This window comes from Vibrio sp. 2-1-2a (assembly GCF_032648565.1).
GTDB lineage: Bacteria > Pseudomonadota > Gammaproteobacteria > Enterobacterales > Vibrionaceae > Vibrio > Vibrio diabolicus.
Genome location: NZ_WBOH01000001.1, coordinates 437,921 through 454,611, shown reverse-complemented (window position 1 = coordinate 454,611; position 16,691 = coordinate 437,921). Strand labels below are relative to the sequence as shown.

Genomic DNA, 16,691 nt, shown 5'->3' with positions numbered 1-16,691 from the left:
ATGGCACGATTTTTTATCGATCGTCCGGTATTTGCTTGGGTTCTCGCGATTCTAACGATGTTGGCGGGGGTAATGTCATTATTCAATTTACCCGTCTCGCAATACCCAACGATTTCACCGACAACGATCACCATCAGTGCACGTTATCCAGGTGCATCAGCGAAAACCGTTGAAGACTCGGTAACGCAGGTTATCGAGCAAAATATGACGGGATTAGATTATCTTCGCTACCTATCATCGAGCAGTGATGCATTCGGTAATGCGACAATTACCCTGACGTTTGATAGCGAAGCTGATCCTGATATCGCGCAAGTACAGGTGCAGAACAAGCTGCAATTGGCCTTGACGTCATTGCCGATGGAAGTACAAAACCAAGGTATCGTCGTGAATAAATCCAATACGGCATTTCTCATGGTTGTCGCGGTTTATTCTGAAGATCCTGACTTTACAGAAAACGATATCGGTGACTTTGTTGTAACGAATATTCAAGACCCGATAAGTCGTGTAACTGGCGTAGGACAAGTGCAGGCGTTTGGTGCGCAGTATGCGATGCGAGTCTGGCTGGACCCATTTAAGCTTACGCAGTTCAACTTGACCGCAATCGACGTAGCAAATGCGATCAGTGAACAGAACGCGCAAGTTTCTTCAGGTCAACTTGGTGCAGCACCTGCGCAGGAAGGCCAGCTGTTGAATGCAACGATTTCGTCTGCAAGTCGTTTGAGCAGTGTGGAAGAGTTCCAAGACATCATTCTTAAGTCTGACGCCAGTGGTTCTAATGTTTATTTGAAAGATGTTGCTCGTGTTGAACGTGGTGCAGAAAGTTACGATATTCGAGGTCAATATAATGGCTTCCCAGCATCGGGGTTAGGTATTTCATTAGGTACTGGCGCAAACGCGCTTGAGACCGCAAATGCAGTAAAAGAGCGCTTAGACCAACTGAGTGCAACGTTCCCAGAAGGGTTGCAGATTGCTTACCCATTTGAAACAACGCCATTCGTCAAAGCCTCGATTCAAGAAGTGGTTAAAACGCTATTAGAAGCCATTCTTCTTGTGTTCTTAATCATGTACCTGTTCTTGCAGAACTTCCGTGCGACGATCATTCCAACGATCGCAGTGCCTGTCGTACTGCTCGGCACCTTCGCTATTTTGTACGCGACTGGATTTAGCGTAAACACGTTAACCATGTTCGCGATGGTTCTGGCTATCGGTTTGCTGGTGGACGATGCCATCGTTGTGGTGGAAAACGTCGAGCGTGTGATGCATGAGGATGGGTTAGAGCCCAAAGAAGCAACCAAAAAATCGATGGGGCAGATCACTGGTGCTCTGATTGGTGTGGGTCTGACGCTTTCTGCGGTATTCGTCCCAATGGCGTTTATGTCTGGTTCTACAGGGGTTATTTACCGTCAGTTCTCGATAACGATTGTGGCGGCGATGACACTTTCAGTTTTGGTAGCGATAATTCTGACTCCGGCATTGTGTGCTACGTTGCTGAAAAAAGGCGATGCTGAGCTTCTAGAAAAGAAAGGCTTCTTTGGCTGGTTTAACCGCAAGTTTGATGCGATGACAGCTGGCTATGAAACCGGCGTTGCTAAACTCCTCAAGCGCACAGGTCGTATGTTGGTTGTATTCTTGGCAATGAGTGCAGGTGCGGGCTGGCTGTTTATGAACCTTCCGACGTCATTCTTGCCGGATGAAGACCAAGGCACGGTATTCTCAATGGCCATTTTGCCGCCTAACTCAACGCAAGAGCAGACGGAAAAAACACTTGAGAAAATGCGCGACTTTTACCTTGTGGATGAGAAAGACAACGTGAAATCCGTCTTCTCCGTTGCGGGCTTTAGTTTTGCAGGCCAAGGCCAAAACATGGGGATGGCATTTATCGGTCTGAAAGATTGGTCAGAGCGTGAAGCGCCGGGTGCTGATGCAGCTTCCATTACTGGTCGAGCGATGGGTTACTTCTCAACCATCAAAGAAGCACTGGTGTTTGCATTTGCACCTCCTGCGATTCAAGAATTGGGTAACTCGACAGGCTTTGATTTCTATCTTCAAGATTCGTTGAACAAAGGTCACGACGCATTGGTCGCTGCGCAAGGTCAACTGCTTGGCATGGCTGCACAAAACCCGAAACTTGTCGGTGTTCGTCCGAACGGCCAAGCAGATGCGCCAATGTACAAAGTGAACATTGACCACGTTAAACTGCGTGCTCTGGATGTTAGCATTAATGACGTCAACCAAATCCTGTCAGCGGCATGGGGCGGAGCGTACATTAACGACTATATTGATCGCGGTCGAGTGAAAAAAGTCATGATGCAAAGTGATGCGGAATACCGTATGCAGCCAAAAGACTTCGATTCGTGGTACGTGCGCAACTCAAAAGGTGAGATGGTACCTTTCTCTGCCTTTGCGAGCGGAGAGTGGACGTATGGTTCACCTCTTTTGCAGCGTTTTGATGGTTTGCCAGCGATGAATATCCAAGGCGGCGCAGCTCCTGGCGTCAGTACTGGTGAAGCCATGGCAGAAATTGAAGCAATGGTAGAAAAATTACCAGAAGGCTTTACGGTGAACTGGAATGGTATTTCGTATGAAGAGCGCCTTTCCGGAAACCAAGCGCCAATGTTATATGCGCTGTCTATCCTCGTCGTATTCTTAGTTCTCGCCGCTTTGTATGAAAGTTGGTCAGTACCTTTCGCCGTGGTGTTAGTTGTGCCTCTTGGTGTGCTTGGTGCTGTGCTCGCGGTAATGACGCGAAGTATGGACAACGATGTATTCTTCCAGGTGAGCTTATTAACGACGGTCGGCTTGGCAACTAAAAACGCCATTCTGATTGTTGAGTTTGCGAAAGATTACTACGAGAAAGGCGCTGGCCTTATCGAAGCTACCCTGCATGCCGTTCGTGTTCGTCTGCGCCCTATTATTATGACATCGCTTGCCTTTGGTCTAGGTGTCGTACCGCTTGCTATCAGCTCTGGCGTGGGCTCAGCAGGTCAAAATGCGGTAGGTACTGGTGTACTTGGTGGCATGATCAGTGCGACAATCTTAGGTATATTCTTTGTGCCAATCTTCTTTGTGGTGGTTGAGCGATTGTTTGATCGACGTGCGAGAAAAGAATCGGAGGCAGAGTTGTCTGAGACTAATCCTAAACCGGCTCAGCAAAGCGAGTAAGACTTGGTTGCTGTAACTGAGTTATACTGGTGATAATAAACACGATAAAAGGGCGCTTCGGCGCTCTTTATTTTATGTTTTCACTTGGTGGTTATCGTCTTTGACGCAAACTTGAAGGGGGAGCGTTTTGCCTGATGCAGAATCTGCTTACTCCTTCCGACCGAATGAAAGCCTAAGAAGAACAAACGACGATGAAAGATCAGAAAATCTCCCCAATTTCCGTGTTGGATCAAAGCCCTATGTTTGTCTGCGGTGTGATGCAGCGAATGTATCGCAACCGTGCTCAAGCTGAGCTCTCTCGGCAAAATTTAATGACACTCGAGATGGCAAGTGCACTGGCTGCTTTGGAAGAGTTTCAACCCATGAGTCAGCAAGCGCTGGCTGACGCGGTTCGAACTGAGCGAAGTGTAGCAAAGCGAATGGTGGATAATTTGGAAAAGCGAGGGTTTGTTCAAGTTTCTAAAAGTAAATCGAATCAGCGTCTCAAAATGCTCAGCATGACAAAAGAGGGGGCAAACGCTTTAAAGCAAGTGCATCAAATCATGACGAACTTACAGAAAGAATTTTTTGCTTGTTTGTCTGAATCAGAAGCGAGTGAGTTTTTTCGTTTGGTAAGAAAGCTTACTTTTGCAAATCACGACCAGTAGCTTATCTTAATGCTATCTAGCGCGCCTTTACTGTATCGGTGATCAATTATATTAAGTCGTAAAACTTAAGAAATAGAATGCCCAAAGTACACGTGACGGTAGAAAGTACCGTAGTGAGTGCGATGATATTTGCGGCTAATGTGGCATTGCCTCCCATCGAACGTGCCATGACATAACTGGCTGCTGCCACTGGGGAAGCGTTCATAAAGAAAAGAATACCTAACTCAATTCCTCGAAAACCTACTAAGTAAGCACCAATAGTGATCATTACGGGTGCCACGATCAGCTTGTAACTGCTTGCAAACCAAGATGGACCTTTCTCTTTTCTCATCAAGCTAAAATCGAGTGAGCCGCCCGTACACAACAGCGCTAAAGGTAATGTCATTTTGGACAAGTAGTCCCCTGCATCAATAACAACATTCGGTACTGGAATAGAGAGCAAATAGAAAGCCATCCCTAGGACGATTGAGATTATCAGTGGATTCCTCGTTAGTGTTCGGCCCATCATTTTTGAGGCTTGTGGGACAGAAGTTGCGCCCTTGGGAGATAAGCAAATAACCGCTTGGACGTTATAAAGAAACGTGGTGACCGCGACATAAAGCGCTGCTAACGCCACACCTTGAGAACCATACGCATTGGCAACGTAAGCGATGCCAATAATACCTGTGTTTGCTCGAAACCCACCTTGGATAAGAACACCTTGGTCAGGTGATGCTTTGAACAGAAGCTTGACCGAAAGGTAGGTGAAAATAAAAAAAGAAACACTAGCGATAACGCCGAAATTGACAAAGCTACTTGCCGCTGAAAAATCGTGTTCTGAAGCCACAATACTGACAAATAACATCGCAGGTAGCGTAACTTGAAACACCAGTTTTGAGCCCACTTCGATAAAATTATCGTTGATCAGTCCAATGCGTTTGAACACCACGCCAAGTATTAACATTAAGCAGATAGGGCCGGTTATCGACAAAGAGAATTGCAACTGATGTAGAACAGCTTCCATGTAAGTACCCGCAGCAAAAGAAAATATTCCTGCTGTCTATTAAGCCATAAACTCTGGGAGACAGGATAGAAAAGTGATGAAATTTTCCTCTTTTGTTGTTTCCAGAACCATTTGCATTCCAAGTTATGGACGAGGTCCCAGTTTAACAAAGCTGCACTGGTTCTATGCGCGATATGTTGGTTTACTACTTATCGTGATGCATCCACATGCGTATTAAATAAAAGGGTTGGTCATTGTGGTTATGGATAGGAGTTCATCGATGAAAAGGAAACACAACAAAACCGTACTTTGTGCATTTGTCTCAGGTTCGGTGTTTGGTGCAGCTTTAGTCATTGCGATGTCTTTACCAATGTAATCGTTTCTGTAGGCTCTTTGAATACTTACGCTAATTCAATACAAAAACAGATTGAGTTCAGCTTGATGTACTGTTAGTTTGAAAACATGAAAATACACGTTAGCCCTTCATCAACAACCTTCTTTTGGTGGCGCTCTAAATAGAGCGGCACGGAATACTCACATTCTTAAGCTGCTGGATGGTAGCTAAGAGTGTTTGATCTTTTTATCTCCAGTAGCGATCTATTAAATACTTGGAGATAAATATGAACACCATTCAAAGTACACCACAGCGTGAAATTATCCTGACCGGCGATCGAGCGACAGGTCCGTTACACCTCGGGCACTATGTCGGTTCATTGCAACAACGAGTCAAATTGCAAACGGAGCATGAGCAAACGATCTTGGTCGCGGACATGCAAGGTTTGACGGATAACGCCCACAATCCATCAAAGGTATCCTCCAATATTCTCAATGTCGTTGCGGATTATTTGGCCGTTGGTATCGACCCCACACAAACCACGATCACGTTGCAATCTCAAGTACCAGCGTTAGCAGAGTTAACGATGTATTACAGCAATCTTGTCTCTATTGCGCGTTTAGAGCGTAATCCCACGGTTAAAAATGAGATACAGAGTAAAGGCTTTGAACGCTCTATTCCTGCTGGCTTTTTAACGTATCCAATTTCTCAAGCTGCCGATATTACGGGGTTCCACGCGACGTTGGTTCCGGTAGGTGATGACCAACTGCCGATGTTGGAGCAAACTAATGAAATCGTAAGAAAAATAAACCACCTGGGTGGAAAAGATGTTCTTAAAGAGTGCCGTCCTTTACTTAGTGATGCACCTCGTTTGCCGAGTACTGATGGCAAAAATAAGATGTCTAAAAGCATGGGGAATGCAATCAACCTAGGGGCGTCTGAAAAGGAGATTTCTGCGGCGGTGAAATCTATGTATACCGACCCCAATCACCTGAAAATTGAGGACCCTGGCCAAGTCGAAGGTAATATCGTATTTACCTACCTCGATGCCTTTCACCCTGATAAAGATTACGTCGAACAGCTAAAAGAGCATTATCGACGCGGTGGGTTAGGTGATGGTTTGACCAAGAAAGTGTTAGAAGAATGCCTACAAGAGATGCTTCGACCTATTCGAGAAAAGCGCACTATGTATTTGAATGATAAAGCACAGCTGATTGATATTTTAAAACAAGGCAGTCAGCGTTCTCGTGAGAAAACTGAACAAGTGCTATTTGATGTGAAAGATGTATTTGGTTTGAATTTGTTCTGAATTAAAAAGCAGGGTTCTGAATAAAAGGCACGGCTGTTTATTCGTAACGTGCCTTTTGGACTTTCAATTCCCATCAATGAAAGCTGACGTTTAAGAAGAAAAGAACTCGCGACGAAAATCCGCTACTTCTTGTTGGTAATAGCTTTGCCATTCCGGATCTGATAAACCAGCATGGCTGGTGGCTCTCTCTTTTCTGAGTCTGGACTCAAGTTGTTGTAATGCTTGTTGGTAATCTCTGACTTGCTCTTTTTGCTCGGCAATTTGTTGCTGACGATCGTGAATCTCTTCGCTTTCGTCCTTCGTTAAGTAAGTTTTTTGCAGCTCTGCGATGATGGTTTGGCGATCTGGAAAGCTCATGCTATTGGGTATCAGGGCGACTGCACGCTCATATTTTGCTTGGTCGTTTGTAAGCCCGATAGCCTCTGCATTTTCTTGCCAGTCTATGATGAGTTGCTCGAAAGCTTGCAAAAAGCTTTCTGGACTTTGCGTGTTGAGCTGTTGGGCCTCTAAATTGAAATCGTATAGGGCGAACTCATCCGCGAAAATAACATCAGTCAACTCGCCCCAAATGCCTCTTGCCTCGGCTTTAAGTTGTGCAATACGTGAGGCTAGTGGTTGTTGCTCATCAAACAACAAATTACCCACACTTTCTTGCCATTGACTGTTGAGTTGATGGTAGCTCGCCAAAAGTTGAAATCGTGCTGAAGATAAATAAGGCTCGAGCAAGGCTAACTGTTCCTCACAGTCGCGGTTCGACATGCACTCATGCCAAAATGATTCAAGCTCTGCGACGAGTTCTCTCCCTTTGAGCAGAGTTAGTCTCTCAGTCGTTATTTGAGTCGCAGAAGGGAGCTCTGCGGTCTGTGGTGAAGCATCTGCACTGGGAGCGATATTGCTTGTTTTTAGTGATGTACTGGGGACGTTCTTATTTTTTGTCTTTGGAGCAGAAGCGGACACGGCTGCTTCTTGCTGCCCATCTTGACTGAAAGTTAAAAATATCATGCCCGCCATAATGGCGGACATGATTATCAACGCGATTTTCTTCATGGCTTGATTGTTGCGCTAACTGGGAAATGGTCAGAAAGGTTGTAGTGTTTCCATAAACTTTCTGAAGTTGTACGCGGCACGTCCACACGGTTGTCATTGAATGATTTCACACCGTATTCGCTACTCACCATGACATAGTCAAGGTATTCCACGTTTTCGCCGCCTGATAACGCTTCACCTGCGAAGTTATTGATACGGGGATCAAAGGTTGACTCCGTGTATCCAGAATACTGAGGCTCTATGGCGCTTAAGTTAGCGATCATTTGTTGGTAGTCACCAGGGAACTTTCTTTTGTTTACGTTAAAGTCGCCGCTGTATACCACAGTTTCGCTTGAAGGAATGTTGAGAGATTTAGCGAGTGCGCGGATTTGTTTGAACTGGCGCTGACGATACTCGCGAGCGGTGTCTGTATCGAAAGATGCGGTATGGGTAGCAAACACATGGTAAGCCTGACCACCTTTAATAATTTCCGCATAATTCACGCCTTTGTCGGCAAAGCAGTCTGTGCCAGAGCAGTCGGGGAAGACATATTGCGCTTCATTCACGATAGGATAGCGACTGACAATGATCACCCCACCATCATGAATATTAACGCCTTCTTTATCTAACATTTTAGTTTGGTACGGATATTCCTTAGCTAACTCACGTAGGAATGCTTCACGACCGCTTGCAAACACTTCTTGCAGCGCTAATACATCATAACCTTTGACGTATTGAGGAATCAGTTCGTAACGATCACCGATGTGCGATGCAATAGCCGTAAGAGCCCAGATGTTGTAAGTCATCAACTTAAGGTTTTGTTCTTCGTTATCGACAGATTCATTTACTTTGCTTGGTGTGATGGTGTAATAAAGATCGTCGTATCGAGCGGTACTGTCTGACTTAAATGCCAGTTCGGTTTCTCGGATGCCAAAAGCGTTAGTGTTGGCACGATGAATATTACGATCATCTTTAAGAGATAAATCGACATCGGACGCCGATAAGCCATATTCAATGGTTGAATTATACCAATGACCTTCCATGACCTGATTGAGTGTTATGCTTTCACCTTTAGGGCTAGAAACCACAGTTTCAAAACGGTAAGTTTGGTTTGATTTCACGCCTTCCCAACGATTGAAGCTCAATACAGGTTTGGTTTCCCACGGACCAAGTACTTGTACATGTTGCTGCCACTCTTCTCCGTATTGAAGTAAATCACTGCCTTCGTGCTTTACTTGAATAGTTAAAGGCTGATCAGAATTATTGGTTAGATAAACATCTGTATCTGCAATGCTTGGTAATGCCACCAAGCCACTTAATAAAAGACCCCACTGCGATAATGTCATCTTATTTTTCCATCATTTGAACTAGAGCAATCATTCTTGTTTATAAATATTACTTGCACGTTAAATATGGATGACATCGAAGCCAGTACTGAAAATTGTTATCAGAATGTGATCTTTATTCAATGGTGAGGAGTCGGGGTAGAGAGTTAATGGCTGCCTAAGCGGCTGTAAATAATAGCGATGGTTAACGAATCGTACTCACTGCAATCAAGTTGTCATCTTCGCTCTATAAGTTGTGCGGCGTCATTCATCCAGCCACATGGCTAGAACTTAAATTGATAGATGGAGCACCATGGCTAGAGCAGTAAATCCAATCGATGAAACCATCATTAAATTACTACAAGACCAAGGTTTGATTAGAAGCGAAGCAGAAGCTCGTTTAAAGAAAGAGGTATACCGCTTACAGCCTAATGAGATTGAAAAAGTCAAAAATTATGCCCAGCACTTTGGCATCAACGCTAAAGAAAAACTCATCGATGAGATCTTAGAGTTGCGCCGGGAAGCGCTCATAAAAAAATGTAGACACAATACGGAGCATGCGAGCCTATCTCTAAAATAGCACGTGATAAAAATATCAATTACTGGTCAAGATTTGATCTTTCAGGCCGATGTATATAAGAGCGCTCAATGATATCGAGCGCAAAAAACAGTGTGTTTTAGAGGTTAAGCTTTCACTTAAGTGAGAGGTTTGGAAAGGCTGCAGGGAGAAAGTGCATGCGTATTAAAGACTTAAGTGTCGTAAAGAAAATATCGGTTAGTTATTTAACCGTTTTTGCCGTGTTTGGTTTAGTGTCAGTAATGTTGGTACAAGGTTTGTTAACACTGAATAAAGACATCTCAGTGCTAACGGATAAAAGCTTACCTTCTGTTGCGATTTTGAAAGGTATCCAAGTTGATATTACTAAAGTGCGCAAAGATGAGTTCTCTTTATTGCCAAACGCAAATCACCCCAAAATTGGTGAGTGGTTAAAAGGCCTCGACCAATGGCGTTTTGATGTGCAGGCTGGTATTTCAGAATACGAAAAGCTCGACCTTAATCAGCGTGAAACGCAGTCTTTTAACGTTTTTAAAGAAACCTGGAATCAATACATCAAGGAAACGAAGACTTACAACGCACTGCTAAGCCAAGGTGATGCTGAAAGTGCAAATGATGTGATTTTATCGAGTTTCGATACCTACTCAAAAGCGTTGAGCAGCTTGGATGATACCCTCGCGTTGAACGATGAGTTGGTGAATTTGATTGGCGAAGAAGTACAAAATGAAGCGGCATTTACACAATACAGCGCTGCTGTTGGTGCGCTTGTCGTCGCATTGGTCATGGTAATGTCTGCCATGTTGCTTTCTCGAGTTATTTGCGGGCCTGTTGATCGAGCATTGGAATTCGCTTCCAAAATCGCCAAGGGTCAATTGAATAATCAAATCGACGAAAGTGAATTGAGCAAAGACGAGTTAGGAACGTTGCTCAAAGAGCTTGTCGGTATGCAAACAAACTTACATTCGCTGGTTTCTGAGATTAATGACTCAACGATTCAGCTAACGGCTGCAGTAGAGGAAGTAAGTGCTATTTCTTCTCAGACCGCTTCTGGTATGCAAAATCAACAAATTGAACTTAGTTCGGTGGCTTCTGCGATGACAGAAATGCAAGCTGCTGTAAGTGAAGTGGCACAAAATACCGAAGTTGGCGCGACCTCCGCTTACTCGGCAACGGAAGTGGCAAAGCAAGGAACGGCGACGTTACAACAAACTATCGCAGTAATTGAGCGTGTATCACATACGATCCAAGAGTCAGATGAACTGGCACGTGAGCTTGAATCTAGCTCAAACAATATCAATGTGGTCGTAGATGTGATCCGCGGGATTGCGGAGCAAACAAACTTGTTAGCACTGAACGCCGCAATTGAAGCTGCTCGGGCCGGTGAACAAGGACGTGGGTTTGCTGTTGTGGCAGATGAGGTTCGTTCTCTGGCGCAACGCACTCAAGACTCCACTTCACAAATTGTGGAAATTGTTAATCAACTACAAGAGAGCAGCAGCAAAATAGGGCATTCAAGCCGTGATTGTCAGGAGGGTATTTCTCAGTGTGTTGAGCAAGTCAATGACGCTGATAACCAGATAAAAGAAATTGAACATTCTGTCGATAACATAGCGCAAATGAGCACACAAATCGCAACGGCGTGCAGCGAGCAGAATTCTGTATCCGAAGAACTGAATCGAAGTGTGGAGCATATTAATAGTGCTTCAACAGAGATGGCTGAGGGAGCTTCGCAAACGGCTGTAGCTTGCCAGCAGATCAGTAGCCTAGCGCACAACTTGAAAACTCGAATGGGTTCATTCCAGCTCTAGTTATTTTGTTTCAGCTTTATTCCTAACCTCATTGCTACAAAAAATAAGCCGGACGAAATGTCCGGCTTATTTATTCTCTGTCTATATAAATAAGTTCAGAGCATGCTCAATCTTGGGAGAATATGCTCGCTAGGCTGGAATACCACTATGGAACTTAAAATCTGTATCTGGCGTAGAAATTAAATCCGCCTCAACTCGGCCAAAATAGGTTATGCGTTCGCTGATGTCTTTGCCCGCGATTTGCTCTGCCAATACTAGATAATCTTGATAGTGGCGTGCTTCTGAGCGCAGTAAAGAAACGTAGAATTTTGCGATATCGTCATCCATATGTGGTGCTAGTTTGGCAAAACGCTCACAAGATCGGGCTTCGATGTACGCACCAATGATTAGCTTATCGATCAGCGTTTCCGGTTCATGAGTCTTCATATGCGAAATGAGCCCTTTAGCATAGCGACTTGCTGGAATATTTTTATACTCAATTCCACGACTTTCCATGATATCTAAAACTTGATAAAAGTGGTGTAACTCCTCTTTAATCAAAAGCACCATTTTATCGATCAAATCTTGGCTGTATGGTGAGTTTGACTTAGCCATGATCGCTTTGGAAATATTGCTCTTACCTTTTAAAGTTTCTAGTGAGCCTACATTGCGATAAGCAAAATCTTCATAGGGTTTAAACCAGTCAAGCAGAGCATGTGAACTGGATTGGTCAACGGCATACTTACGAATTAAAAACATCGCAGATTGGCCAGCTTTTAGCTCACACAGTAGGTGGTCTAATAAAATGGTTTGAAGGTTTTCTGGTTTCTTTGCTTCCTCTACCCATTCATCAGGTGTGCTGCATTGCAGAAATTGGTTAATGGGAGCAAGAAGATCTTGATAGGCGTCTAGATTCATCATTTTAGTTTTAGTACTTCACATTCTAATTGGGCATATCCGCTATCTTACGGATAGAAAAAAGGCTGCGATTGCAGCCTTTATTGACCTTAAGTGAATGTTACCACTTTTTCTTCTCGCCGAAGAGTGCTTCCATGTCATTGTCGCGCTCTTTATCGGCGATCTGCTGCATTTCAGCATCACTTTTATCTTGGCGTTTTTTATCTAGGTCGCCCAACATGTCTTCAAGCTTCTGTTTCGCTTGAATCGAGTAGGGATCGCTCTTTGTACTCAATGCATCGATACCTTTGCGTAGCAGTTGAAGTGCTGTGCCAGGTTGACCTCGAGCGATTGAGTCATTTGCTCTTTTAATGACGTTTTCGATGTTGATACGAATCTGCATCGTTTCTAAACGCGCATTTTCAGCGACATAAGTCTGGGTGTCGATACGGCCTTTATTGTGTTCGTTACGGATAGTATCGCGAAGGCGCTTCACCAACTTAAGCATGACGATGGCTTGTTTATCACTGCTCGGCATTTTGAACGTGGTACTCTCGCCAGTGGGACCATTCTCTTTCAGTTGCTCAATCTGTTGCTTCATGTTTTCGATACGTTGAGCAAGTTGCTTATTCTTCGGGTCAAGCTCATGCATGCTTTCTAGCGCGTCAAGAATACGATTGTTTAGACACAGCAACAGCTCCTTGCTAAAAGGGATATGGTGCGCATGACCAATCAACTCTTCAGTGCCATCAATCAAGGCAACATAGCGTGCGGACTCCTGTCTTTTCGCAGTCTCTACCTTGACCTTATACTGCAACATAATGTTATAGCCTAGGATCAACACCAGTAGGATGGCTACCAAAGCGATTATTAAACCAATATTCATATCTTTGCGTCTGCTTTACTTTTCTACGGCTAGCGTTAAAGAATACATGAATCTTATCTTACTCGGCACCCTATTTGTTTGATTATTTTGTCTCTCCCACGTTTTAGCTACTGATAGAAGTCACATCATAGAAATTCAGTCATTTATTGGCTCAACTTTGTGCATATTGTTTCTATGTTGAGGATTATCAGTATGTGATTGAGGTATAAGTTAGAAATTACTGTTCATTTCGATTTGAACGCGTTATAACTAATTATTATATCGCTCGTCCGAGTGGCCAATAAATTATCTCATGAACAAGTAAGGGATTACGATGAAACTGCAGCAGCTGAAGTATATTGTTGAGGTTGTAAACCATAATCTGAATGTATCCGCGACGGCAGAAAGCTTGTATACCTCTCAGCCAGGTATCAGTAAACAGGTTCGGTTGCTGGAAGATGAGTTAGGCATTCAGATTTTTGAACGTAGCGGTAAGCACTTAACACAGGTGACACCTGCTGGTGAAGAAATTGTACGTATTTCCCAAGAGATTCTGGCTCGCGTAGAAAGTATCAAAGCTGTAGCAGGGGAGCACACCCACCCAGAAATGGGGACGCTGAATATCACCACGACACATACGCAAGCGCGTTATGCTTTGCCGGATGTCATCAAAGGTTTCACTTCTCGCTATCCAAAAGTGTCATTACACATGCATCAAGGTACGCCGTCACAAATGTCTGAGGCGATTGCTAAAGGTACGGCGAACTTTGCGATTGCGACAGAAGCACTTCATTTATATCAAGATGCCATCATGCTGCCTTGTTATCACTGGAACCGTTCAATTGTCGTGCCTAAAGATCATCCATTAGCGAAGAAAGACAAAGTAACGATCAGCGATCTTGCCGCTTATCCATTGGTCACTTATGTGTTTGGTTTTACGGGCCGTTCAGAGTTAGATACCGCATTTAATCGTGAAGGTTTAACCCCGAGAGTGGTGTTCACTGCAACTGATGCGGACGTTATTAAAACGTATGTTCGCATGGGTATTGGTGTCGGCGTAATTGCTAGCATGGCTGTGGATGAAGAGCAGGACAGCGATTTAGTCGCAATAGATGCGAGCCATTTATTCGGGGCTAGTACGACAAGTATTGGCTTCCGTCGCGGCACATTCCTGCGCTCATACATGTTCGATTTTATGGAACGCTTTGCTCCTCATTTAACTCGCCCAGTGGTAGAGCAGGCGATTTCGTTGAAATCTAATGCAGAAATCGAAGAGATGTTTAAAGACATCGAGCTCCCGGTGAGATAACACTTCATTGATGTTTCGATTCCCTCTACAATGCGCTCGTTGTAGGGGGAGTTATGAAAACGCAATTTCAATTTATTAATGACTGCTTATTGGAAAACGAATCGCTATGGCGGTTTGAACCATTTAAAAGTAGCATTCACACCTCATTACCTTGGCAAGAGCAACACCCTCAGTTGTGCCAGTGGTTAGTGTCTCTTTCTCCCTCTCAAATCGAAGAGTATAAAGCGGAACCTGAACTCGCCTTAAAAGCGATAAGCGCGTTCGTGCCTCAACTCGAACAACTCGCTTATCACACGCGTTTAGAGTCTTTAACCTTAAATGGTTTGGCACTCGCTCGTGGTTTAGACAACGGCATTCCCGGACGTAAGCTGGAGCAAATCAGCTCGATGGGTGAAGCTGCAATTCAACAACACTGTGGCGAAGAATGGTTAGAGTGGTGTTCAGGGAAAGGTTATTTAGGACGAATCCTAGCAACACAAACCGATCAGCCTGTGACCAGTTTCGAATATCAACAAGCACTGTGTGATTCAGGGCAACAAGCTGCGAATGAACACCATTGGAAAATGACGTTTATTCAAGGTGACGCGTTTGATAGCAAAGCAAAAGCGGTATTCAAGCCAACGCAACACGCGGTGGCACTGCATGCGTGTGGTGACCTCCATGTTCGTCTAATGCAGTACGGCAGTGAGAATGGGATTGCTGCGATGACCATCTCACCTTGTTGTTATCACTTGATTCAGTCGGAACAATACCAGCCGATGTCGAAACCGGGGAGGGTTTCTTCTCTCTCATTGTCTAAGCAAGAACTGCGTATCCCGTTACAGCAAACGGTGACAGGGGGGGAGCGTGTACGTCGCCATCGTCAGCAGGAAATGGTGTTTCGTCTTGGCTTCGATTTGATTACTCGACGAGCGTTAGGCATGGCAGAATATCAACCTGTCCCCAGTATTCGTAAGTCGCAATTAAGTGAAGGCTTTGAATCTTTGTGTCGCTGGGCGGCGGAGCAGAAAGGTATCGTTCTTTCTCAAGAAATCGATTTCGATCATTTTGAAAAGTTAAGCGAACAACGCTTCTGGCAAATGGAGAGAATGAGCTTAGTGCAACTGGTTTTTCAACGTCCATTGGAGATCTGGCTCGCATTGGACAAAGCACTTTATCTTGAAGAACGTGGTTATCGTGTTAGATTGTCAGAGTTTTGCCCTAAATCAGTTACACCTAGAAATATTTTAATTTGCGCATATAAGAATTAGTTATTTTTTATAGCTAAACGCTCTATATGAAAAAGCCCACTTATGCGTGGGCTTTTGTAAACAAAACGTGACAAATTGTGTTTTATTTTGTCATTAATTGAACATAGCGATAGCTTGAGTTGGTTCAACGTATTCCAAGTCAAAGCTTTCTGCTACTTCTTTACATGTTACTTTCCCGTGAATAACGTTTAGACCTTCAAGGAAGCCTTTGTCTTCTAGAAGTGCCTCACGGTAGCCTTTGTTTGCGAGTTTCACAATGTAAGGGAGTGTTGCATTGTTCAATGCGAAAGTTGAAGTACGTGCAACCGCACCAGGCATATTTGCTACGCAGTAGTGAACCACTTCATCAACGATGTAAGTTGGATCTGCGTGGGTTGTTGCGTGAGATGTCTCGAAACAGCCACCTTGGTCAATAGCCACGTCAACCACTGCCGCACCAGGTTTCATCTTAGTAATGTGCTCTTTTGTTACCAGCTTAGGCGCTGCTGCTCCAGGAATTAGAACGGCACCGATAACAAGGTCAGCTTCTAGAACATGCTTCTCGATAGCGTCTTCAGTAGAATAAACCACTTTAGCGCGACCTTGGAATTCTTCGTCAAGCTTACGAAGTGTATCTACGTTACGGTCTAGAATGGTTACGTCAGCGCGAAGACCAACAGCCATACGAGCTGCGTTTGCACCAACAACACCACCACCAACGATGACGACTTTCGCTGGCTCAACACCAGGTACGCCACCTAGTAGCAGACCACGACCGCCGTGTGATTTTTCCAATGTTTGCGCGCCAGCTTGGATAGACATCCGACCTGCCACTTCTGACATTGGTGCTAACAGTGGCAAACGACCCATATTATCTGTTACAGTCTCATAGGCTATACAGACAGCTTTGCTCTTGATTAGCTCATCAGTTTGTGGAAAATCTGGTGCTAGGTGTAAATAAGTAAATAAAATTTGCCCTTCGCGGAGCATTGCTCTCTCTACTGCTTGGGGTTCTTTTACTTTTACAATCATGTCTGCTTGCGCGAATACGTCTGCAGCATGAGGGAGAATGGATGCGCCGACAGCGATGTAATCATCGTCTGAAAAACCAATGCCGGCACCTGCATTGGTCTCAACTAAAACTTGGTGACCATGTGAGATGAGTTCTCTCACGCTTGCTGGGATCATACCAACACGATATTCGTGGTTCTTGATTTCCTTAGGTACGCCAATGATCATCCTGTATCCTCTTTCTATAATGGT

13 protein-coding genes are annotated in these 16,691 nt (G+C 44.4%); 7 read left to right on the top strand and 6 right to left on the bottom strand.

The window, feature by feature from the left end; genetic code table 11:
- Both F7Y48_RS02160 and F7Y48_RS02155 read left to right on the top strand, forming a co-directional pair.
- The gene (locus tag F7Y48_RS02160; RefSeq protein WP_046874752.1) at positions 1–3,162 is read left to right on the top strand and encodes an efflux RND transporter permease subunit; all 3,162 of its coding nucleotides are present in this window, start codon (positions 1–3) and stop codon (positions 3,160–3,162) included.
- 191 nt (positions 3,163–3,353) lie between these two features.
- Positions 3,354–3,809, top strand: a complete 456-nt coding sequence (locus tag F7Y48_RS02155) for a MarR family winged helix-turn-helix transcriptional regulator (RefSeq protein ID WP_012841967.1) — start codon at positions 3,354–3,356, stop codon at positions 3,807–3,809.
- Between the two features lie 46 nt (positions 3,810–3,855).
- On the opposite strand, the gene F7Y48_RS02150 is transcribed toward F7Y48_RS02155, so the two are convergent.
- Entirely contained in the window at positions 3,856–4,812 is a 957-nt protein-coding gene (locus tag F7Y48_RS02150; RefSeq protein WP_316680289.1) for an AEC family transporter, read from the bottom strand.
- Between the two features lie 599 nt (positions 4,813–5,411).
- Between F7Y48_RS02150 and trpS the strand changes: the two genes are divergently transcribed.
- Positions 5,412–6,434, top strand: coding sequence for a tryptophan--tRNA ligase (gene trpS, locus F7Y48_RS02145; protein ID WP_316680287.1), 1,023 nt, complete (start codon positions 5,412–5,414; stop codon positions 6,432–6,434).
- A gap of 90 nt (positions 6,435–6,524) precedes the next feature.
- Here trpS and F7Y48_RS02140 read toward each other — a convergent pair whose 3' ends face one another.
- Together F7Y48_RS02140 and F7Y48_RS02135 are read right to left on the bottom strand one after the other, a co-directional pair.
- On the bottom strand, positions 6,525–7,481 hold the full coding sequence (locus tag F7Y48_RS02140; RefSeq protein ID WP_316680286.1) for an ATP-dependent dsDNA exonuclease: 957 nt from the start codon (positions 7,479–7,481) through the stop codon (positions 6,525–6,527).
- Positions 7,478–8,806, bottom strand: coding sequence for a sphingomyelin phosphodiesterase (locus tag F7Y48_RS02135; RefSeq protein WP_316680285.1), 1,329 nt, complete (start codon positions 8,804–8,806; stop codon positions 7,478–7,480). Before F7Y48_RS02135 ends, F7Y48_RS02140 begins: the two co-directional genes overlap by 4 nt.
- A 292-nt stretch (positions 8,807–9,098) precedes the next feature.
- Here F7Y48_RS02135 and F7Y48_RS02130 point away from each other — a divergent pair, with 292 nt between their 5' ends.
- Positions 9,099–9,365 carry a hypothetical protein gene (locus tag F7Y48_RS02130; protein ID WP_012841963.1) on the top strand — a complete coding sequence of 89 codons (267 nt, stop codon included), beginning with the start codon at positions 9,099–9,101 and terminating at the stop codon, positions 9,363–9,365.
- 155 nt (positions 9,366–9,520) lie between these two features.
- Positions 9,521–11,149, top strand: a complete 1,629-nt coding sequence (locus tag F7Y48_RS02125; protein ID WP_316680283.1) for a methyl-accepting chemotaxis protein — start codon at positions 9,521–9,523, stop codon at positions 11,147–11,149.
- A gap of 129 nt (positions 11,150–11,278) precedes the next feature.
- On the opposite strand, the gene miaE is transcribed toward F7Y48_RS02125, so the two are convergent.
- Entirely contained in the window at positions 11,279–12,049 is a 771-nt protein-coding gene (gene miaE, locus F7Y48_RS02120; protein ID WP_316680281.1) for a tRNA isopentenyl-2-thiomethyl-A-37 hydroxylase MiaE, read from the bottom strand.
- 97 nt (positions 12,050–12,146) lie between these two features.
- Entirely contained in the window at positions 12,147–12,911 is a 765-nt protein-coding gene (locus F7Y48_RS02115) for a hypothetical protein (RefSeq protein WP_006742886.1), read from the bottom strand.
- Between the two features lie 313 nt (positions 12,912–13,224).
- Here F7Y48_RS02115 and cysB point away from each other — a divergent pair, with 313 nt between their 5' ends.
- A complete protein-coding gene (gene cysB / locus F7Y48_RS02110) occupies positions 13,225–14,199 on the top strand; it encodes an HTH-type transcriptional regulator CysB (RefSeq protein WP_006742885.1) in 975 nt (324 codons plus the stop codon).
- Between the two features lie 53 nt (positions 14,200–14,252).
- Entirely contained in the window at positions 14,253–15,449 is a 1,197-nt protein-coding gene (locus tag F7Y48_RS02105; RefSeq protein WP_006742884.1) for a methyltransferase, read from the top strand.
- Positions 15,450–15,542: 93 nt separating this feature from the next.
- Here the strand turns inward: F7Y48_RS02105 and ald are convergent, their stop codons facing one another.
- Entirely contained in the window at positions 15,543–16,667 is a 1,125-nt protein-coding gene (ald, locus tag F7Y48_RS02100; RefSeq protein ID WP_316680275.1) for an alanine dehydrogenase, read from the bottom strand.
- Positions 16,668–16,691: the final 24 nt, after the last annotated feature.

What these genes read in the sequence shown, in the direction of transcription:
- F7Y48_RS02160 (WP_046874752.1), top strand. Translation starts at nt 1, where the DNA reads ATGGCACGATTTTTTATCGATCGTCCGGTATTTGCTTGGGTTCTCGCG.
- F7Y48_RS02155 (WP_012841967.1), top strand. Translation starts at nt 3,354, where the DNA reads ATGAAAGATCAGAAAATCTCCCCAATTTCCGTGTTGGATCAAAGCCCT.
- F7Y48_RS02150 (WP_316680289.1), bottom strand. Translation starts at nt 4,812, where the DNA reads ATGGAAGCTGTTCTACATCAGTTGCAATTCTCTTTGTCGATAACCGGC.
- trpS (WP_316680287.1), top strand. Translation starts at nt 5,412, where the DNA reads ATGAACACCATTCAAAGTACACCACAGCGTGAAATTATCCTGACCGGC.
- F7Y48_RS02140 (WP_316680286.1), bottom strand. Translation starts at nt 7,481, where the DNA reads ATGAAGAAAATCGCGTTGATAATCATGTCCGCCATTATGGCGGGCATG.
- F7Y48_RS02135 (WP_316680285.1), bottom strand. Translation starts at nt 8,806, where the DNA reads ATGACATTATCGCAGTGGGGTCTTTTATTAAGTGGCTTGGTGGCATTA.
- F7Y48_RS02130 (WP_012841963.1), top strand. Translation starts at nt 9,099, where the DNA reads ATGGCTAGAGCAGTAAATCCAATCGATGAAACCATCATTAAATTACTA.
- F7Y48_RS02125 (WP_316680283.1), top strand. Translation starts at nt 9,521, where the DNA reads ATGCGTATTAAAGACTTAAGTGTCGTAAAGAAAATATCGGTTAGTTAT.
- miaE (WP_316680281.1), bottom strand. Translation starts at nt 12,049, where the DNA reads ATGATGAATCTAGACGCCTATCAAGATCTTCTTGCTCCCATTAACCAA.
- F7Y48_RS02115 (WP_006742886.1), bottom strand. Translation starts at nt 12,911, where the DNA reads ATGAATATTGGTTTAATAATCGCTTTGGTAGCCATCCTACTGGTGTTG.
- cysB (WP_006742885.1), top strand. Translation starts at nt 13,225, where the DNA reads ATGAAACTGCAGCAGCTGAAGTATATTGTTGAGGTTGTAAACCATAAT.
- F7Y48_RS02105 (WP_006742884.1), top strand. Translation starts at nt 14,253, where the DNA reads ATGAAAACGCAATTTCAATTTATTAATGACTGCTTATTGGAAAACGAA.
- ald (WP_316680275.1), bottom strand. Translation starts at nt 16,667, where the DNA reads ATGATCATTGGCGTACCTAAGGAAATCAAGAACCACGAATATCGTGTT.